This is a genomic window from Agrococcus sp. AC640b, assembly GCF_979255995.1.
The window spans coordinates 210,059-227,289 of sequence record NZ_CEEDMM010000020.1 but is presented as its reverse complement, the minus strand read 5'-3'; the positions used below and the strand labels follow the sequence as shown (position 1 = coordinate 227,289).

The following is a 17,231-nucleotide window of genomic DNA, read 5'->3' as shown; positions in this document are numbered from 1 at the left end:
TGGGCGCGTGCCCATGCCCTTCGAGTCCGCGCGCCGGGTCGCGACGGTCACGGCGCTGCCCTCGGTCGGCAGCACCTTCGACGTCGTCGACTCGTCTGCGCCGACGCTCAGCGCGTGGGCGACGCTCGACCAGCGCGCCGGCCGGGGGAGACTCGGCAGGCAGTGGGTCGCGCCGGCGGGCAGGTGCCTCGCGGCGAGCATCCTGGTTCGGCCGACGACGGCCGAGGCGTCGTGGGGGTGGCTGCCGCTGGCGGTGGGCCTCGCGCTCGCCGAGACGATCGACCCGCTCGTCCCCGGCGCTCGCGTCGGCGTGAAGTGGCCGAACGACGTGCTCGTCGACGGCCAGAAGGTCGCGGGCATCCTCTGCGAGCGTCGCGGCGACGCCGTCGTGGTGGGCGTGGGCGTCAACCTCGTGCTCGAGCCCCATGAGCTGCCGACGGATCGTGCGACGTCGCTGCGCATCGCTGGCGCGACCGGCGACGCCGACGCGCTCGCCGACGCCGTGCTGGCAGGCGTGCTGCGTGGCCTCGCCGCGCACGCCGACCTCGCCGATGCGGCGCTGCACGCGCGCATCGCTCGCCGCTGCTCGACGATCGGCGAGCACGTGCGGGTGCTGCTGCCCGGCGATCGCACGCTCGTGGGCACCGCGACGGGCCTCGGGCCCGCCGGCGAGCTCGACGTGGACGTCGACGGGGCACGCGAGCGGGTGTCGGCCGGCGACGTCACGCACGTGCGATGACTGCTGGGAGGATGGGGCCATGAGCGATCCGGAGCGCATCGTCGTGCGCCTGCGATCCCATGGGCGTGCGCTCCTGCTGCCCGCCGTGCTGCTGTGCGCCATCGCGTTCGGCACGACGTTCGCGCTCGACCGCGTCGCGTGGGAGCTGTGGGACGTCGTCGTCGTCACGGTCGCGATCGTGCTGACCGTCGCCCTGTGCGTCGTGCCGACGCTCGCGTGGCTGTCGCGGCGCGTCGTCGTGACGTCGCGCCGGGTCATCGTGCGCAGCGCGTTCGGCGGCCAGAAGCGCGACGTGCCGCTCGCGCGCATCCACGACGTCACGCTGCGCAGGCACGGCATCCAGGCGCTGCTGGGCTCCGGCGACGTGCTGCTGTCGACGGGCGGCGAGCAGCCGGTGACCCTCGCGGACGTGCCGAGCGCGTCGCTCGTGCAGCGCACCCTCACCGACCTCGTGGCGCAGACCCCCGCGATGCAGGCGCAGCAGCACCCCGAGTCGCCGCTGCAGCACCCGAACGCCCTGCGCGTCGACGACGCGCCCCGACGGGAGGACCTCGCATGACCGCACCCCGCATCGCCGTCGTCGGCTGCGGCTACCTCGGCGCCGTGCATGCAGCAGGCATGGCCTCGCTCGGCTTCGAGACGATCGGCATCGACGTGGACGCCGCGCGCGTCGAGGCGCTGCAGGCCGGGTCGGCGCCGTTCTTCGAGCCCGGTCTCGACGCGATGCTGGGCTCGGCGATCGACGCGGGCACGCTGCGCTTCACGACCGACGCGTCTGGCGTCGACGCCGACGTCTGGTTCCTGTGCGTGGGCACGCCGTCGCGCGCGGGCTCCGGCGCCGCCGACCTCACGTTCGTCGACGCGGCGATCGAGGCGCTCGTGCCGCGGCTGCGCGAGGGGATGCTCGTCGTCGGCAAGTCGACGGTGCCCGTCGGCACCGCGGAGCGGCTCGCGGGCCTCGTCGAGCCCACGGGCGCGCGGCTCGCGTGGAATCCCGAGTTCCTGCGCGAGGGCCTCGCCGTCACCGACACGCTCGCACCCGATCGGCTCGTCTACGGCGTGCGCGACGGCGACGACGCCTCGGTCGCGGCGCTCGACGCCGTGTACGCGTCGATCATCGCCCGCGAGACGCCGCGCATCGTCACCGACTTCGCGACGTCGGAGCTCGTGAAGACGAGCGCGAACGCGTTCCTCGCGACGAAGATCTCGTTCGTGAACGCCATGGCGGAGGTCGCAGAGCAGGCCGGTGCCGACGTCGTGCAGCTCGCCGACGCCATCGGCATCGACGCGCGCATCGGTCGCCGCTTCCTGAACTCGGGCATCGGCTTCGGCGGCGGTTGCCTGCCGAAGGACATCCGCGCCTTCCGCGCGCGGTCGATCGAGATCGGCGCGGGCGACGCGCTCGGGTTCCTCGACGAGGTGGATCGCGTGAACCAGCGCCGCCGCGACCGGATGGTCGCGCTCGTGGAGCGCGAGCTCGCCGCGGCGGGCGGGGGAGCGATCGCGATGCTGGGGCTCGCGTTCAAGCCCGACAGCGACGACGTGCGCGACTCGCCTGCGCTCGAGGTCGCGACGCGGCTCGCGAGCACGCACGACCTCGTCGCGTACGACCCGCAGGCTGCGGCGCCGGCGATGCGGCGCGTGCCCGAGCTGCGCGTGGCCGACTCGCTCGACGCCGCCATCGCGGGCGCCGCCGTGCTCGCGCTCGGCACCGAGTGGGCCGAGTTCCGCCAGCTCGACCCCGTGGACGTCGCACGTCGCACGAGCGCGCGCGTCGTCGTCGACGGTCGCAACGCGCTCGACCGTGAGGCGTGGAGCGCAGCCGGCTTCCGCGTCGTCGCGATCGGCAGGCCCGACCGCGATCCCGTGGCAGCCGTCGCACCGCAGTCGGCATCGATCGAAGAGGAGACCCGCGCATGATCGTCGGCGTCGTCGGAGGCGGGCAGCTCGCCCGCATGATGATCCCCCCTGCCATCGCGCTCGGCATCGAGCTGCGCGTGCTCGCGGAGTCCGAGGGCATGTCGGCGGCGCTCGCGGCGACGGCCGTCGGCGACTACCGCGACGCCGAGACGGTGCTCGCGTTCGCGCGGGGCGTCGACGTCGTCACCTTCGACCACGAGCACGTGCCGCAGGAGGTGCTGCAGCGGCTCGTGGACGCCGGCGTCGCCGTGCATCCCGGCCCGCACGCGCTGCGGTTCGCGCAGGACAAGCGGCAGATGCGCCAGCGCATGGCCGAGCTCGGCGTCGCGCAGCCCGACTGGGCACCCATCGACGACGCCGAGGCGCTGCGGACGTTCCTCGACGACCACGGCGGCGTCGCGATCGTGAAGACCGCGACGGGTGGCTACGACGGCAAGGGCGTGCGCGTCGTGCGCGCCGTCGACGACGTGGCCGACTGGATCGCGGGCGCAGCCGACGGCGGGCCGCAGCTGCTCGCCGAGGAGCTCGTGCCGTTCCGACGCGAGCTCGCGCAGCAGGTCGCGCGCCGCCCGTCCGGCCAGGTCGTCGCGTGGCCGCTGGCGCAGACGGTGCAGCGCGACGGCATCTGCGCCGAGGTCGTCGTGCCCGCGCCGCACGCCGGGCGGATCGGCGCGGTGGCGGAGGAGATGGCGGTGCGCATCGCCGAGGGCCTGGGCGTGACGGGCGCCCTCGCGGTCGAGCTGTTCGAGACCGACGACGGTCGCCTGCTCGTCAACGAGCTCGCGATGCGGCCGCACAACTCGGGCCACTGGTCGATCGACGGCTCCATCACGAGCCAGTTCGAGCAGCATCTGCGGGCCGTGCTCGACCTTCCGCTCGGCTCGAGCGCGATGCTCGCACCCGCTGCCGTGATGGTCAACGTCATCGGCGGACCCGCGGAGGGCCGCATGGAGGCGCGCTACGAGGCGGCGCTGGGTGCGCAGCGCAGCGCGAAGATCCACTCGTACGGCAAGACGGCGAGGCCGGGGCGCAAGGTCGGCCACGTGACGGTCGTGGGCGACGAGCTCGACGAGGTCGCATACGAGGCGAGGGCCGCGGCGGCGGCGTTCGACTGACCGGCGGCGCGCCGCGCGCGCACACGCCGTCCATGGCTGGCACGCCTACCCTGGACCCCGTGGCAGTGCAGGTGAGCGTCATCATGGGGTCCGACTCGGACTGGCGAGTGATGCAGGATGCGGCGACCGCGCTCGACGAGCTCGGCATCGCCTACGAGGTCGACGTCGTGTCCGCGCATCGGACGCCCGACAAGATGGCGGCGTTCGCGCGCGGCGCCGCCGAGCGCGGCGTGCGCGTGATCATCGCGGGCGCGGGCGGCGCGGCCCACCTGCCCGGCATGGTCGCATCCATGACGCGGCTGCCCGTCGTCGGCGTGCCCGTGCCGCTCGAGCGCCTCGAGGGCCTCGACTCGCTGCTGTCGATCGTGCAGATGCCTGCAGGCATCCCCGTCGCGACCGTGTCGATCGGTGGAGCCCGCAACGCGGGCCTGCTCGCCGCCCGCATCCTCGGCACGACCGACCCCGAGCTCGCAGCGCGCCTCGACGCGTTCGCGGCTGCGCTCGAGGAGACGGTCGAGCGCAAGGCGCAGGCGCTGCAGGCGCGCGTCGCCTCCGGCGAGGAGCGCGCATGACGGTGCTGCTCGCGCCCCGCATGTCGCTGCGGAGCCCCGACGTGGGCTCCGAGCGCGTCATGACGCGGCGCGCGTGGTGGCTCGTCGCGGCCGGATTCGTGCTGCCGGGCAGCGCGCAGGTGCTCGCCGGCAGCAGACGCCTCGGCCGGGTCGGGATCGTCGCGACGCTCGTGCTGGTCGTGCTGCTCGTGGTCGCAGGCATCCTGTGGCTCACGGCGCGCTCGGTGCTGCTCACGGTCGTCGGCAATGCGATCGGCCTGCTCGTGCTCGAGGTGCTCGCCGTCGCGTACGGCGTGCTGTGGCTCGTGCTCGGGTTCGACACCCTGCGCCTGACGCGCGTCGCGAAGGCCGCGCCGCGCGCCCGTGCCGTCGTCGCCGCGGTCGCGGTGCTCGCCACCGTCGCGCCCGCGGTCGCCGCCGGCTACTCGGCCACGCTCATCGACGCGGGCCGCGGGCTCGTGTCGAACGTGTTCGACTTCGCAGGGCCGCCCGTCGACGCGATCGACGGCCAGTACACGTTCATGCTGCTCGGCGGCGACGCGGGAGCCGACCGCGTGGGCCTGCGCCCCGACTCCATCACCGTGGTGTCCGTGAACGCCGACACCGGCGCGGCGACGATGATCGGCGTGCCGCGCAACCTCGCGAACGTGCCGTTCCCCGCCGACTCGCCCATGGCGGCCGAGTGGCCCGACGGGTTCGACTGCGGCACGGCCGACTGCCTCATCAACGCGGCCTACACGTACGGCGACAACAACCCGGACCTCTACCCGGATGCCGAGGCTGCGGGATCGAGCCCGGGCATCGAGGCGACGCGCGACGCGGTCGAGGGCGCCACGGGCATCCCCATCCAGTTCTTCGTCATCATCGACATGCAGGGCTTCGACGACCTCATCGACGCGCTCGGCGGCATCACGATCGACATCCCCGCCGACGTGCCGATCGCGATCGAGGGCGGCCCGGTGGAGTCGTGGATCCGGGCGGGCGACGACGTGACGCTCATGGGCTACGAGGCGCTCTGGTACGCCCGCAGCCGCGCGGGGTCGAACGACTACGAGCGCATGGAGCGGCAGCGGGTCGTGCAGGAGGCCGTGATCGCGCAGTTCACGCCGCAGGTGCTGCTCACGCAGTACGCGTCGCTGTCGTCGGCGGGGCAGGATCTCGTGCAGACCGACATCCCGCAGTCGATGATCGGGTCGCTCGCCGACCTCGCCGAGCGCACGCGCGACCTGCCGATCACGAACCTCGAGCTCGTGCCACCGGTCGTGAACACGGCCGCGCCCGACTTCGAGCAGGTGCATGCGCTGGTCGCCGAGGCGATCGCGACCGCCGACACCGTCGACGACCCGGCGCCGTCGCCCTAGACGCGGCCGGCGCCGCGTCCGCGTCGGTGCCGACGCGGACGCGTGTCAGCGGTGGCGCAGGTCGCGGTAGCCGGAGCGCAGCGGGCGAGTCCACCGCATGAGGCGCGTCTGCAGCAGTCCCGCGAGCTCCGCCTCCATGACCTCGCGCTGCAGCAGGGCCGCCTCGCGCTGCGCGAGCGCCTCGTCGCGCTGCGCCTGCGCATACAGCAGCTCGTCGCCAGGCAGGTGCCTGCGCGACCGCGTCTCGCGCCACATGCGCTCGATGACGGGCTCGGCGAGCTCGCCGATGCGCGCGTGCGCGGCCTCGAGCGCCTGCTCGTGCTCGCTGGCGCGCAGCACCGCCTCGGCACGTGCCGCCTGCGCCTCGCCGAGCGCATGCTCGAGCTCGCGCACGCGATCGGCGTGGGAGGCCGCGAGCCGTTCGACGTCGTCGGCGATGATGATCGATCCGACGAGCGAGCGCGACTGCTCGCGCTGCCAGCCGGAGAGCCGCTCGACGCGGGCGCGCAGCGACGCGTCGACGACCTCGCGCTCGGTGCCGAACGCGAGCGAGGGGAGCGCATCGTCGTCGCTGCCGTCCGCGACGGCGACGACGGCATCCCACCAGCGCTCCATCTCGTCGCGCGCACGCGCGCCCACCTCGTCGAGCATGGAGCGGTCGATCGCCATCGCGGCGTCGACGATCGCGGCCGCATCGCCCGTCGCGGTCGCCACGACCGGCACGGCGAGCGCCCGCAGGCCGTGCGCCTCGAGCGCTCCTGCGATCTTCGTCTCCGTGTACTCGTCGACCGAGACGCCGACGGCAGGCACGCCGGCGGCCAGCGCGAACACGACGGGGTGGTAGCGCGACGACACGACGAGCGACGAGGTCGCGACGACCGAGGCGGTCTGCGCAGGCTCGACGGCGCCGAGGGTCGTGACGCGGTCGGCGTGGGTCATCGCGGCGTGGACGGCGGCGTGCATCGCGACGTCGGCGTCGCTGGAGCCGTCGAGCGGAGCGACGTGCGGCACGAGCACGATGTCGAGGTCGTGCTGCTCGGCGACGTGGTCGAGGAGCGACGCCATGCCCTCGACGACGCGGTCCGTCGGCCACAGGCCCGTGCTCGGCGGCACGGTCGCGGCGCAGTAGCGCTGCGGCAGCCCGGGCACGGGGTCGCCGGTGAGCGCGACGGCGTCGTCGTACGTGCGCACGGCACGGATCTCCGAGCCGAGTCGCGCGACGAGGTCGGCAGATGCCGCCTCCCGCACGCCCACGAGCGCTGCGGCGGCGAGCATCTCGCGGACGAGGGCGCCGTGGCGGGCGGAGAGCGTGGGGCCGACGGTCTGGCCCGAGACGACGACCGGTCGCGACAGGGCCGACGCGAGCCGCACGATCGCCGCACGCTCGTAGACGTGGTGCGGCCACAGCGACGACAGGTTGCCTGCACCGGCGATCACGACGAGGTCGGCGGCGGCCACGGCATCGACGACGGCGTGGGCGCGATCGTCGCGCGCGAGCGCGCCGGGCTCGCCCGCGGCGGCACGCGTGATGGCATCGAGCCGCGCCTCGAGCTCGGCCTCGTCTGCCCGTCGCGCCAGCGGGAACCCGAGACGCTCGATCGCCTCGACGCCATAGCGGGCAGCGGTCTCGGCCGGCGTCGACGACACCGCGACGATCTCGGTCGCGCCGCGAGCGCGCAGCTGCCGCACCGCCTCGCCGAGCATCGCCTCGTCGCCCGCGTGCAGCGCGCCATCCTGCACGCCCACGTCGCCGATGATCAGAACCCTCATGTCGTCTCCTCCCCGAGCAGCAGGTCCGCGACCACCGCGGCGCTGCGCTCGAGTCCGTGGTTCGCCCGCAGGTCGGCGAGGGCGCGACCGGCGATCCGTGCAGGCAGCTCCTGGTCGTCGAACAGTCGACGCATCGCGGTCGACGCCGCGTGCCTGTCGGGGTCGGCCCACACGGACGTCGGCGCGTACGGGCGCGCGTCGGGCCCGACCTCGCACAGCTCGTACGGGATGAGCATCGCGGTCTCCGGCGTCTGGAAGTCGAGGTTGCCCGAGTAGGCCGTCGAGATCACGGGCGTGCCGCGCGACATGGCGTCGGCGAGGTTGAGCCCGTACCCCTCCGCTCGGTGCAGCGAGACGTACGCGTCCGCGAGCTCGAGCATGCCGAGCATCTGCGCCGACGACACGTAGCCGTCGACGAAGAGCACGTCCTCGCGTCCGCGTGCGTGCGCACGGATGCGCTCGGCGGCCTCCGGGCGGAGGGCGCCGTTGATCGACTTCACGATGAGGGCGGCGCCGTCGTCGGGGCCGAACGCATCGACGTACGCGTCGATGACCGCGGTGGGGTTCTTGCGCTCCGGCACCGAGAGGTAGTCGAAGCTCGCGAGCATCACGAAGCGGTCGTCCGGCATGCCGAGCACGCGTCTGGTGAACGACGTGGGCTCGTCGGGGATGGGGATGGCGAGCGGTGCCACGCGCACGGGCACGTCGGCGACGGCGGCGATCGCGTCGCGCGTGAACGTCGTCGCGGTCCAGATCTCGTCGACCGTGCGCAGGCCGGGAGCGTCGGCGGGGAACTCCGAGAGCTCCCAGAACCAGTAGCCGATGTGCTTGCCCTCGATGCGGTCGAGCTGCAGCCGGCTCGTGAGCGAGGGCACCTGGTCGGCGTTGACGCAGGAGATGACGTGCTCGAAGCGGCGGTCGCGGCGGACGGTGGCGCGCGGGACGTGCTGCTGCCGCGACATGCTGCCGATCGACGTCGAGATGAGCTCCGTCGGCAGGCCGGTGGCGCGGACCGTCGCGTACATGCGACGTCCGGCCTCGCCGACGCCGAGCTCGGATGCCGCGTAGGCGACGACGCTCCAGCCGAAGCGGCGCGGCGCGGCGCGCTCGACCACGGGCACGCCGCCCGGGGCGAGGTCGGCGAGACGACTCGCGGTCGTCGGGTCGTGCCTGCACCAGCTCGCGAACGCCTCGAGGTGCTCGCCGAGCACGTCGGGGAACGCCTGTCGCAGGTCGATGCGCGACCGCCACACGGCGTACGCGATGCGCGAGAGCCGAGCGGCGCCGTCGCCCAGCTCGGGCTCCACGAGCCACGCGCGGAAGCCGACGGGGTCGCTGAAGGGCTTCGGCACGTCGTAGGGATCGTCGCGTGCGATCGCGTCGATCCACGCATCGCGCACGAGACGACGCACGCTGACGTCGAGCTGCAGCCCGTCCGGGGTCGCGTCGAGGCCGTACGGCGACCTTCGCGTCTCGAGGTGGCCGAGCTCGCGCAGCTCGTCGCCGTAGCTCGCGCACAGCTCGTGCAGCTCGGGATGCTCGCTCAGCAGCGTCCGCGGCCTGTCGCCCATGTGCTTCGAGAGCATCCACGGCTTCGTGGGGTCGTAGCCGCTGAAGTGGTAGAAGCGCAGTGGATCCGGCCCTGCGTGCCAGACGCCGTCGACGCGGTGGATGGGGCGCTCGTGCACGTTCCAGTAGGCGGCGTTGAGCCCACGATCCTTGAGGATGACGTGCGGGAAGAGCGACGGCGCCCAGTCCATCCAGCGCTGGTCGGTGAAGAGCGCGTTCGCGAGGTCGACGACGGCGTCGGTGCGCAGGCGCTCGTGCCACCACGTCGTCGCGGCGATGGCGCGGGCGCCGATGCACGCGAAGCCGAGGTTGTAGATGCCGGACACCATGATGTCGCGCTCGTCGAGCCGCCTGCCGTCGCGCGGCATCGGGTCGAGCGTGTGCGGCGTGAGCGCGACGCCGTCGCGCTCGGCGGCGTCGAACACGTCGTGGATCGGCGCGTAGAAGCGGATGTCGGGGTCGATGTAGGCGGCGGAGCGGGCGCCGCGGCGCAGCAGCATGCGCAGCATCGAGGGCTTGAGTGCCGTCGCGAGCTCCATGACGTCGTAGATCGTCTGCATGAGCTCGAGCTCGTGCGCGTCGAGGCCGAGGTCGCTGGGCAGCAGCACGCCGCCGACGCCCTCGAGCACGCGATCGGACTCGTCGCCGTCGATGACGAGCGTCGAGAACGCGATGTCCGGATGGTGCTCCTGGAAGGAGCGCGCGAGGACTCTCGCCTGTCCGAGGTAGTTGCGGGCGACGATCGTCGCCGCGCAGCGACGCGCGGGCAAGGTGGCCATCCCGGTACCCTACCCAGCGGCGTCTGGACGGCGTCTGCGTTCCAGCAGGTCGCGGCCGACGTCGAGCGAGCCTCGTGAGAAGCGTCCGTAGCGTCCCCGCGCGATGCCGGCGAGCACGGCGGGCACGCGCAGCGGCCGAGCGACGGGCAGGGCTTCGCGCGCGCGCTCGTGCGCGGCCTTCGCGTCGAGCACGCGTCGCTGCGCGGCCGTGCCGAGGCCGCGCGCGTGCGCCTCGCGGGCGAGCGAGGCGGCCCTGGTCGCCTTGCGCGCGTGCGCGCCGGCGTCGTCCTCCACGAGCCTGCCGAGACGCTCGCGCAGCGTGAGCCTGCGAACGCCGATCTGGTTGCCGCCGTGCTGCCGGTACCCGATTGTCGGCTCCTCGACGAGTCGCACGCCGCCGCCGAGCGCGCACGTCATCGCGATCCACTCGTCGTGGATCCAGCCCTGGGGCACCGGGAGCGCTGCGACGGCGGCGTCGCGACGCACGAGCACCGTCGCACCCGTGACGAGGTTGCGACGCAGCAGCGCCTCCAGCGCTCGGCCGTCGCGCATGCGCTCGCGCTCCCAGGGCGAGGCGTCGAGCGAGTCCAGCAGCGTCGCACCGAGATCGGCGCCGTCCGCGTCGATGAGGCGCGCGTCGGAGTGCACGAGGTCGACGCCGTCGAGCGCGTCCAGCATGCGGGCGATCCGATCCGGCTGCCACACGTCGTCCTGGTCGCAGAGCGCGACGACGTCGCCGCTCGTCCTCGCGATCGCGTCCGAGAAGTTGGCGACGAAGCCCAGCGCCGGGTCGTGCGCCGCGACGACGAAGGGCACGTCGGTGCCGGCTGCGACGCGTGCGACGATCGCGAGCGTCGCGTCGTCGGAGGCATCGTCGCCGACGACGATCTCGTCGACGGGCCTCGACTGCGCGAGGATGCTGCGCAGCTGCTCCTCGAGGTACCGCTCGCCCCTGTGGGTGCACAGGGCCACGCTGACGCGGATCACAGGTCTGCGTGCAGGCGCCAGAGCTGCGCGGCCGTCGTCGACCAGTCGAACGCGCGGGCGCGGTCCTGGCCCAGCAGGGCGAGCCGCTCGCGCATGGCGTCGTGCGTGACGGCCTGCGAGATCGCGTGGGCGAGACGGTCGGCGTCGGAGGCGTCGCCCGCGAGCGCCACGGCGAGCCCCGCCTCGGCGGCGATCTCGTCGGAGGAGGGGGAGGAGGGGTGCACGACGGCGGTGCCGTGCGCGAACGCCTCGAGCATCGGCAGGGCGAAGCCGAGCTCGTCGGCCATCAGCACGAGCGCATCGGCGCGCGAGACGACCACGGCGCGGTCGGCGGCGTCGAGCTCGCCAACCGGCACGATGCGCGACGGAGGCAGCCCGGCCTCGACGGCGAGCTGTGCGAGCGTGACGTCTCCCCACGACACGGGACCGGCGACGACGACCGGCATGTCGGGCATCGCGCCGCTCGCGACGGTCGCGACGAGCCGGTCGGCGCGGGCGCGTCGTCCGCGGTCGGTCGTGGCGAGCACGTACCGCTGCGGGAGGCCGAGGCGCCGCGCTCGGGCGTCGGCGTCGGCGGGAACGCTCGACGCGGGGTCGATGCCGGCTCCCACGACGCGCACGCGGTCGCCGAAGTCGTGCAGCTCCTGCAGGCGTGCGGCCGTCGCGTGCGTCGGCACGACGACCGCGTCGGCGTGACGCCATGCGCGCCGCAGGGCGCGGCGGAACCAGCGTGCGGTGCGGGAGTCGCGCTCGAGCGCCTCGAGCCCGTGCACCGTCACGACCACCTGCCTGCCGGCGTCCTCGTCGTCGGAGCGCATGGGCGCGAGGAGGCTCGAGCCGTGCAGCAGGCCCTCGAACGTCGTCGTCGTGAACGAGTGCAGCCATGCCTCGCGCAGCTCGCGCCGCGGCATGCGCGCGAACTCGACGCCGTCGAGCGCACCGAGGCTGGCCTCGACGCTCGCGCGTGCAGCCGCGTCCGCACCCGCTGCGAAGGCGGTGACGTCGATCCCTGCGGGAGCCGACGCGTGCAGGGCGCGTGCGAGCTCGAGGCCGTACCGACCGACGTTCGTGGACTGCTCGCCGACGCCGTCGAGGATGACCCGCAGCGTCGTCACGCGTGCAGGTCCCCGCGTGCGACGGCGTCGGCGAGCGCCGCACGCCAGTCGCGGATGGGGGCGAGGCCGTTCGCAGCCCACGCGTCGTGTCCGAGGACCGAGTACGCGGGACGCGGGGCGGGACGCTGGAACGCGGCCGAGTCGGTCGGCTGCACGCGCTCGGGGTCGAGCCCGAGCTCGGCGAAGATGGCGCGGGCGAACCCGAACCACGTCGTCTCGCCCGACGACGTGCCGTGCAGGATCGCACGCTCGATGCCCGCGTCGACGACGAGGGCGATCTGCGTCGCGAGGTCGCGGGTGTACGTGGGCTGGCCGCGCTGGTCGTCGACGACCTGCACCGTCTCCCGCTCGCCCGCGAGTCGCACCATCGTGCTGGCGAAGCTCGAGCCGTTGCTGCCGTACAGCCACGCGGTGCGCACGACGACCGTGGCGTCGTGGGCGGCGAGCGCGCGCTCCTCGCCGTCGGCCTTCGAGCGGCCGTATGCCGACAGCGGGGTGCGCGGCGCGTCCTCGGCGTACGGCGTCGTCGCACGCCCGTCGAAGACGTAGTCGGTCGAGACGTGCACGAGCCGCGCGCCAGCCGCCTTCGCCGCGAGCGCCAGGTGCTCGGGGCCGTCGCCGTTCACGGCACGCGCGAGCGCATCGTCGGCCTCGGCGGCGTCGACGCCGTTCTCGGCGCTCGCGTTCACGATGACGTCGTAGCCGCGGGCCGCGGCGATGCACGCGTCCGCGTCGCGCACGTCGAGCTCGCGGCTGCGCACGCCGGTCACCTCGTGGTGCGCGAGCGCATCCACGAGGTCATGGCCGAGCATGCCGCTCGCGCCGACGAGCAGGATCCGCATGGCTACAGAGCCGCCCGCTCCTTGAGCGGCTCCCACCATGCGCGGTTGTCGCGGTACCACTGCACGACGTCGGCGAGGCCTTGCTCGAACGGCACCTGCGGCTCATAGCCGAGCTCGGCCTGGATCTTCGAGATGTCGACCGAGTACCGCAGGTCGTGGCCGAGGCGGTCGGCGACGCGGTCGACGTACGACCAGTCCTTGCCGGTCTTCTCGAGCAGCAGCTCGGTGAGCTCCTTGTTCGTCAGCTCGGTGCCGCCGCCGATGTTGTAGATCTCGCCTGCGCGGCCGCGCGTGAGCACCATCGCGATGCCGCGGCAGTGGTCGTCGACGTGCAGCCAGTCGCGGATGTTGTTGCCCTCGCCGTAGAGCGGCACGTGCACGTCGTCGATGAGGTTCGTGACGAACAGCGGGATGACCTTCTCGGGGAAGTGGTAGGGCCCGTAGTTGTTGCTGCAGCGCGTGATCGACACGTTCAGGCCGTGCGTGCGGTGGTACGAGCGTGCGAGCAGGTCGGAGCCCGCCTTCGACGCCGAGTAGGGGCTGTTGGGCTCGAGCGGGCGCTCCTCGTCCCACGAGCCCTCGGCGATCGAGCCGTAGACCTCGTCGGTCGAGACGTGCACGAAGCGCTGCAGGTCGTGCCGCAGCGCTGCGTCGAGCAGTCGCTGCGTGCCCACGACGTTCGTCTCGACGAACACCGAGGCGTCGCGCACGGAGCGGTCGACGTGGCTCTCGGCCGCGAAGTGCACGACGGCGTCGACCGTCGGGATGAGGCGGTCGAGGAGTGCGTTGTCGCGGATGTCGCCGTGCACGAACTCGTAGCGCGGGCTGTCGGCGACGGGTGCGAGGTTCGCGGGGTTGCCGGAGTACGTCAGGGCGTCGAGGACGACGACCTCGGCGCCCTCGAGGCCCTCGTACGCGTCCTGGAGCGTGCGACGGACGAAGTTCGAGCCGATGAACCCGGCGCCGCCGGTCACGAGGATCTTCACTGCTGCTGGTCTCTTTCGTTCCACGAATCGCGCGGTATCGGCGCGCCAGGCGAGTCTACCGATCTGCGCGACTCGTGCCTGGCGAGACGGTCAGCCTCCGAAGTTCTGGGTCCAGTACCACCGGCCGTCGCCGCCCTGCGCGAGCCCGACGCCGATGTACGTCACGTTCGGACTGAGGATGTTGTTGCGGTGGCCCTCGGAGTTCATCCACGTCGTCATGACGCTGCTCGCGCTCGTGGATCCCGTGCGCGCGATGTTCTCGGCGCAGCGGCGGAAGCCCATCTGGAACGTCTGGTCGCAGAACGTCGTGGAATGCACCATCTGCTGTCGTGAGGCCATGCTCTGGCTCCACGACTGCGCCATGGTCATGAGTCCGCCGTGCGCGGTGAGCGGGCCGACGCCCGCGTTCGCACGCTGCTGGTTCACGAGGGAGATGAGCTCCCATTGGATGGCCCCCACGTCGGGACAGCGCTCGAGCCGTGCCGACACGTTCGTGACGGAGGGGACGCCACCGACGACCGTCGTGTCTCGGATGCCGAGCCTCGACGCCTCGGACGCGACGCCGCCGTCGCGCTGGCACGCGCGGGGCACGAGGTAGAGGGGGTAGCCGCGCGTGCCGGCGAGCACGCTCGCGACGAGGCCGTCCGGGAACGACTCGCCGCTGGCGAGCAGCATGCGACCGTCGGTCGCCCATGCGGTGAAGGCGCTGTTGATGACGACGGAGGTCGCGAAGCGGTCGGCGCCCGCGTAGCGCTGCGTGGAGACGAGGCTCCTGGCGAGCTGCTCGACGTCGGCGCCGACCGAGCCCGTGCCCCCTGCGATGTCGATGCGGTTCACGCCGCCGAGGCGTGCGGAGAGCATCTGCGCGAACTCGGGCGTCGCGCCGTTCGTGAGCACGATGCCGTGCCGCAGTCGCGCCGCGACGGCACCTGCAGAGAGCGCGTCGGGGTAGGAGGAGGCGCTGACGATCCACACGTGCGTGGGTTGCGTCGTGAGGCGCATGCGATCGAGCAGCAGCATCGACGTCTCGATGCGGTTCGCCCCCGCGATCCTCGTGACGACGGGTGCGAGTCCGGCTGCCTCGTACCAGACGGCTGCCGCGAGGGTCGGGTCGCCGCCGACGAGCACGATCTCGCGCGGGGCGAGGCGGCGGATCTCGGACACGATCGAGTCGGGGATGTCGTCCTGCCGCGTCAGCAGGAGCCTGCCCTGCTCGGCGGTGGCGACGGGAGCGGCGGCGAGCGCGTCGGGGAACGACAGGCCGCTCGCGAGGAAGACGACGCCGCCGGTGCTCGACGGGAGCGCGCGCGAGACCTGCACGGACGTCGCGAAGCGGTCGTCTCCAGCGAGGCGGTCGAGCGCCGCATCGGCGGTCGTGGGCGGCGTCACCGCGACGAGCGCGGTGGCGAGGCTCGCGATGCCGACGACGATGGCGGCGAGTCGTCGGGGGCGGTAGTGCGTGCGCTGGTGCACTGCGTCCTCCCAGGCCGTCAGCATCCGGCCGGGGGATCGAGCGGAGCTTCTGTCCCCCATCATCCGGACGGTCGGGGTACAGGTCAAGCCCTGGGTAGGCTGGCGCCGTGCAGCCGATCGACCGCGTCGTCCGCGTCGCGTCGCGCGTCGCGCGTCCTCTTCGAGCCCGCCTCCGCGCCCTGGGCAGACGAGGCGGCGTCGTGTACGACGACGCACCGAGCGACGCCGTCGTCGCACGCATCCGATGGCTGGAGGGTCGCAACCGCTCCTCCGGCGACTCCGTCGTCGACCCCGCGTCCGACGTCACCGTGACCATGACGACCTACGGTCGTCGTCTGCGGAGGACGTGGACCGCGCTCGAGTCGATCGCCGACGGCGACGTGCTGCCAGGCAGGCTCGTGCTCGCGCTCTCCCGCGCCGACGCCGCGCGGCTGCCGCGCCGCATCCGCAGGCTGCAGCGCCGCGGCCTCGAGATCCTTCCCGTCGACGCCGAGCTCGGCGTCCACACCAAGTGGTATCCCGTCGCGCACGGGCTCGACGGTCCGCTCGTGACGAGCGACGACGACCAGGTCTACCCGCGCGAATGGCTCGCGGAGCTCGTGCGCGTGCATCGCGCCCACCCCGACGACGTCGTCGCCCACCGCGCGCACCGCGTCGGGATCGACGACGGCTCGCTCGTGGCGTACACCCACTGGATGCCGTGCACCACGACGGAGCCCAGCACGCGGCACTTCGGCACCTCGGTCTCCGGTCAGCTGCTGCCCATCGAGGTCGTGCGCACGGCCCTCGCATCCGGCACGCGCTTCCTCGAGGTCGCTCCCACCGCAGACGACGTCTGGCTGCACCGGTCGGCCCTCGAGGCGGGCGCGCAGGTGCGGCAGGTGACGACGGCGCCCGCGAACTACCCGTTCGTGCCGGGCACCCAGGATCGCGGGCTCTACCAGGTCAACGTCATGGGCGGTCGCAACGACGTGCAGATCGCGGCCACGTACGACGGCCTCGCCCTCGAGCGACTGCACGCAGGCGCCTGAGCCGCAGCGCGGCGAGGCTCGCCTAGACTGTGCGGTCGGCGCGGAACGTCGACGAGGCGTCCGCAAGCGACGAGGAATGCGAGGGACCATGCGCGGCATCATCCTGGCCGGTGGATCGGGCACGCGGCTGTGGCCGATCACCAAGGGCATCTCGAAGCAGCTCATGCCCATCTACGACAAGCCGATGGTCTACTACCCGCTGTCGACGCTCATGATGGCGGGCATCCGCGAGGTCCTCGTCATCACGACGCCCGAGTACAACGAGCAGTTCCGTGCGCTGCTCGGCGACGGCAGCGAGCTCGGCATGGACATCCAGTACGCCGTGCAGCCCAGCCCGGACGGCCTCGCGCAGGCCTTCATCATCGGCGAGGAGTTCATCGGCGACGAGTCGGTCGCCCTCGTCCTCGGCGACAACATCTTCCACGGCGTGGGCCTCGGCTCCAGCCTGCGGGCGCACGAGGAGATCGATGGCGGGCTCGTGTTCGCCTACCACGTCGCGAACCCGAGGTCCTACGGCGTCGTCGAGTTCGACGCCGAGATGCGCGCGGTGTCGATCGAGGAGAAGCCGCAGCAGCCGAAGAGCAACTACGCGGTGCCAGGGCTCTACTTCTACGACAACGACGTCATCGAGATCGCGAAGACCATCACGCCCAGCGCACGCGGCGAGCTCGAGATCTCCACGGTCAACGAGCGCTACCTCGCCGCAGGCCGCCTGCAGGTGCAGGTGCTCGACCGCGGCGTCGCCTGGCTCGACACCGGCACCTTCGAGTCGATGATGCAGGCGAGCGAGTACGTGCGCGTCATCGAGGATCGCCAGGGCTTCAAGATCGGCTGCATCGAGGAGATCGCCTGGCGTGCAGGCTGGATCGACGACGCCCAGCTCGCGGCGCTCGCCGCACCGCTCGTGAAGAGCGGCTACGGCGCGTACCTGCAGGGGCTGCTCGCGAGCTGACCGGCGAGGCTGCGGCGCCC

Annotated in this window: 15 protein-coding genes; 8 read left to right on the top strand and 7 right to left on the bottom strand. The window is 72.9% G+C overall.

The annotated features are described in order from the left end of the window. The first annotated feature begins 13 nt into the window (after positions 1–13). The 6 genes from ACZ6H8_RS09720 to ACZ6H8_RS09695 are packed head-to-tail and all read left to right on the top strand — an operon-like array spanning position 14 to position 5,707. Entirely contained in the window at positions 14–739 is a 726-nt protein-coding gene (locus tag ACZ6H8_RS09720) for a biotin--[acetyl-CoA-carboxylase] ligase (protein ID WP_464146656.1), read from the top strand. Between the two features lie 19 nt (positions 740–758). Beyond that, positions 759–1,298, top strand: coding sequence for a PH domain-containing protein (locus ACZ6H8_RS09715; RefSeq protein WP_464146580.1), 540 nt, complete (start codon positions 759–761; stop codon positions 1,296–1,298). Further along, complete coding sequence (locus tag ACZ6H8_RS09710) at positions 1,295–2,659, top strand: UDP-glucose dehydrogenase family protein (RefSeq protein WP_464146579.1); 1,365 nt, start codon at positions 1,295–1,297, stop codon at positions 2,657–2,659. The genes ACZ6H8_RS09715 and ACZ6H8_RS09710 overlap by 4 nt, the downstream gene beginning before the upstream one ends. Further along, positions 2,656–3,774 (top strand): 5-(carboxyamino)imidazole ribonucleotide synthase, encoded by a 1,119-nt coding sequence (locus tag ACZ6H8_RS09705; RefSeq protein ID WP_464146578.1) that lies wholly within the window; start codon positions 2,656–2,658, stop codon positions 3,772–3,774. The genes ACZ6H8_RS09710 and ACZ6H8_RS09705 overlap by 4 nt, the downstream gene beginning before the upstream one ends. A gap of 32 nt (positions 3,775–3,806) precedes the next feature. Next, positions 3,807–4,346, top strand: a complete 540-nt coding sequence (purE, locus tag ACZ6H8_RS09700) for a 5-(carboxyamino)imidazole ribonucleotide mutase (protein WP_464146577.1) — start codon at positions 3,807–3,809, stop codon at positions 4,344–4,346. After that, positions 4,343–5,707 (top strand): LCP family protein, encoded by a 1,365-nt coding sequence (locus tag ACZ6H8_RS09695; protein WP_464146575.1) that lies wholly within the window; start codon positions 4,343–4,345, stop codon positions 5,705–5,707. Before purE ends, ACZ6H8_RS09695 begins: the two co-directional genes overlap by 4 nt. 45 nt (positions 5,708–5,752) lie before the next feature. Here the strand turns inward: ACZ6H8_RS09695 and ACZ6H8_RS09690 are convergent, their stop codons facing one another. From ACZ6H8_RS09690 to ACZ6H8_RS09660, 7 genes are all read right to left on the bottom strand, one after another. Further along, positions 5,753–7,477: a polysaccharide pyruvyl transferase family protein gene (locus ACZ6H8_RS09690; protein WP_464146574.1), complete on the bottom strand. Its 1,725-nt coding sequence runs from the start codon at positions 7,475–7,477 to the stop codon at positions 5,753–5,755. Beyond that, positions 7,474–9,825, bottom strand: a complete 2,352-nt coding sequence (locus ACZ6H8_RS09685) for a glycosyltransferase (RefSeq protein ID WP_464146573.1) — start codon at positions 9,823–9,825, stop codon at positions 7,474–7,476. The genes ACZ6H8_RS09690 and ACZ6H8_RS09685 overlap by 4 nt, the downstream gene beginning before the upstream one ends. Positions 9,826–9,834: 9 nt before the next feature. Beyond that, entirely contained in the window at positions 9,835–10,797 is a 963-nt protein-coding gene (locus ACZ6H8_RS09680; protein ID WP_464146572.1) for a glycosyltransferase family 2 protein, read from the bottom strand. An 11-nt stretch (positions 10,798–10,808) separates the two neighbouring features. After that, positions 10,809–11,927, bottom strand: coding sequence for a glycosyltransferase (locus ACZ6H8_RS09675; RefSeq protein ID WP_464146571.1), 1,119 nt, complete (start codon positions 11,925–11,927; stop codon positions 10,809–10,811). Continuing rightward, positions 11,924–12,769 carry a dTDP-4-dehydrorhamnose reductase gene (gene rfbD / locus ACZ6H8_RS09670; RefSeq protein WP_464146570.1) on the bottom strand — a complete coding sequence of 282 codons (846 nt, stop codon included), beginning with the start codon at positions 12,767–12,769 and terminating at the stop codon, positions 11,924–11,926. Before rfbD ends, ACZ6H8_RS09675 begins: the two co-directional genes overlap by 4 nt. Positions 12,770–12,771: 2 nt before the next feature. Beyond that, a complete protein-coding gene (rfbB, locus tag ACZ6H8_RS09665) occupies positions 12,772–13,755 on the bottom strand; it encodes a dTDP-glucose 4,6-dehydratase (RefSeq protein WP_464146655.1) in 984 nt (327 codons plus the stop codon). 90 nt (positions 13,756–13,845) lie between these two features. Beyond that, positions 13,846–15,228, bottom strand: a complete 1,383-nt coding sequence (locus ACZ6H8_RS09660) for a cell wall-binding repeat-containing protein (RefSeq protein WP_464146569.1) — start codon at positions 15,226–15,228, stop codon at positions 13,846–13,848. A 107-nt stretch (positions 15,229–15,335) separates the two neighbouring features. Here ACZ6H8_RS09660 and ACZ6H8_RS09655 point away from each other — a divergent pair, with 107 nt between their 5' ends. Together ACZ6H8_RS09655 and rfbA are read left to right on the top strand one after the other, a co-directional pair. Next, positions 15,336–16,259, top strand: coding sequence for a hypothetical protein (locus ACZ6H8_RS09655; protein ID WP_464146568.1), 924 nt, complete (start codon positions 15,336–15,338; stop codon positions 16,257–16,259). An 88-nt stretch (positions 16,260–16,347) separates the two neighbouring features. Further along, on the top strand, positions 16,348–17,211 hold the full coding sequence (gene rfbA / locus ACZ6H8_RS09650) for a glucose-1-phosphate thymidylyltransferase RfbA (protein WP_464146567.1): 864 nt from the start codon (positions 16,348–16,350) through the stop codon (positions 17,209–17,211). The last annotated feature ends 20 nt before the right edge of the window (positions 17,212–17,231 follow it).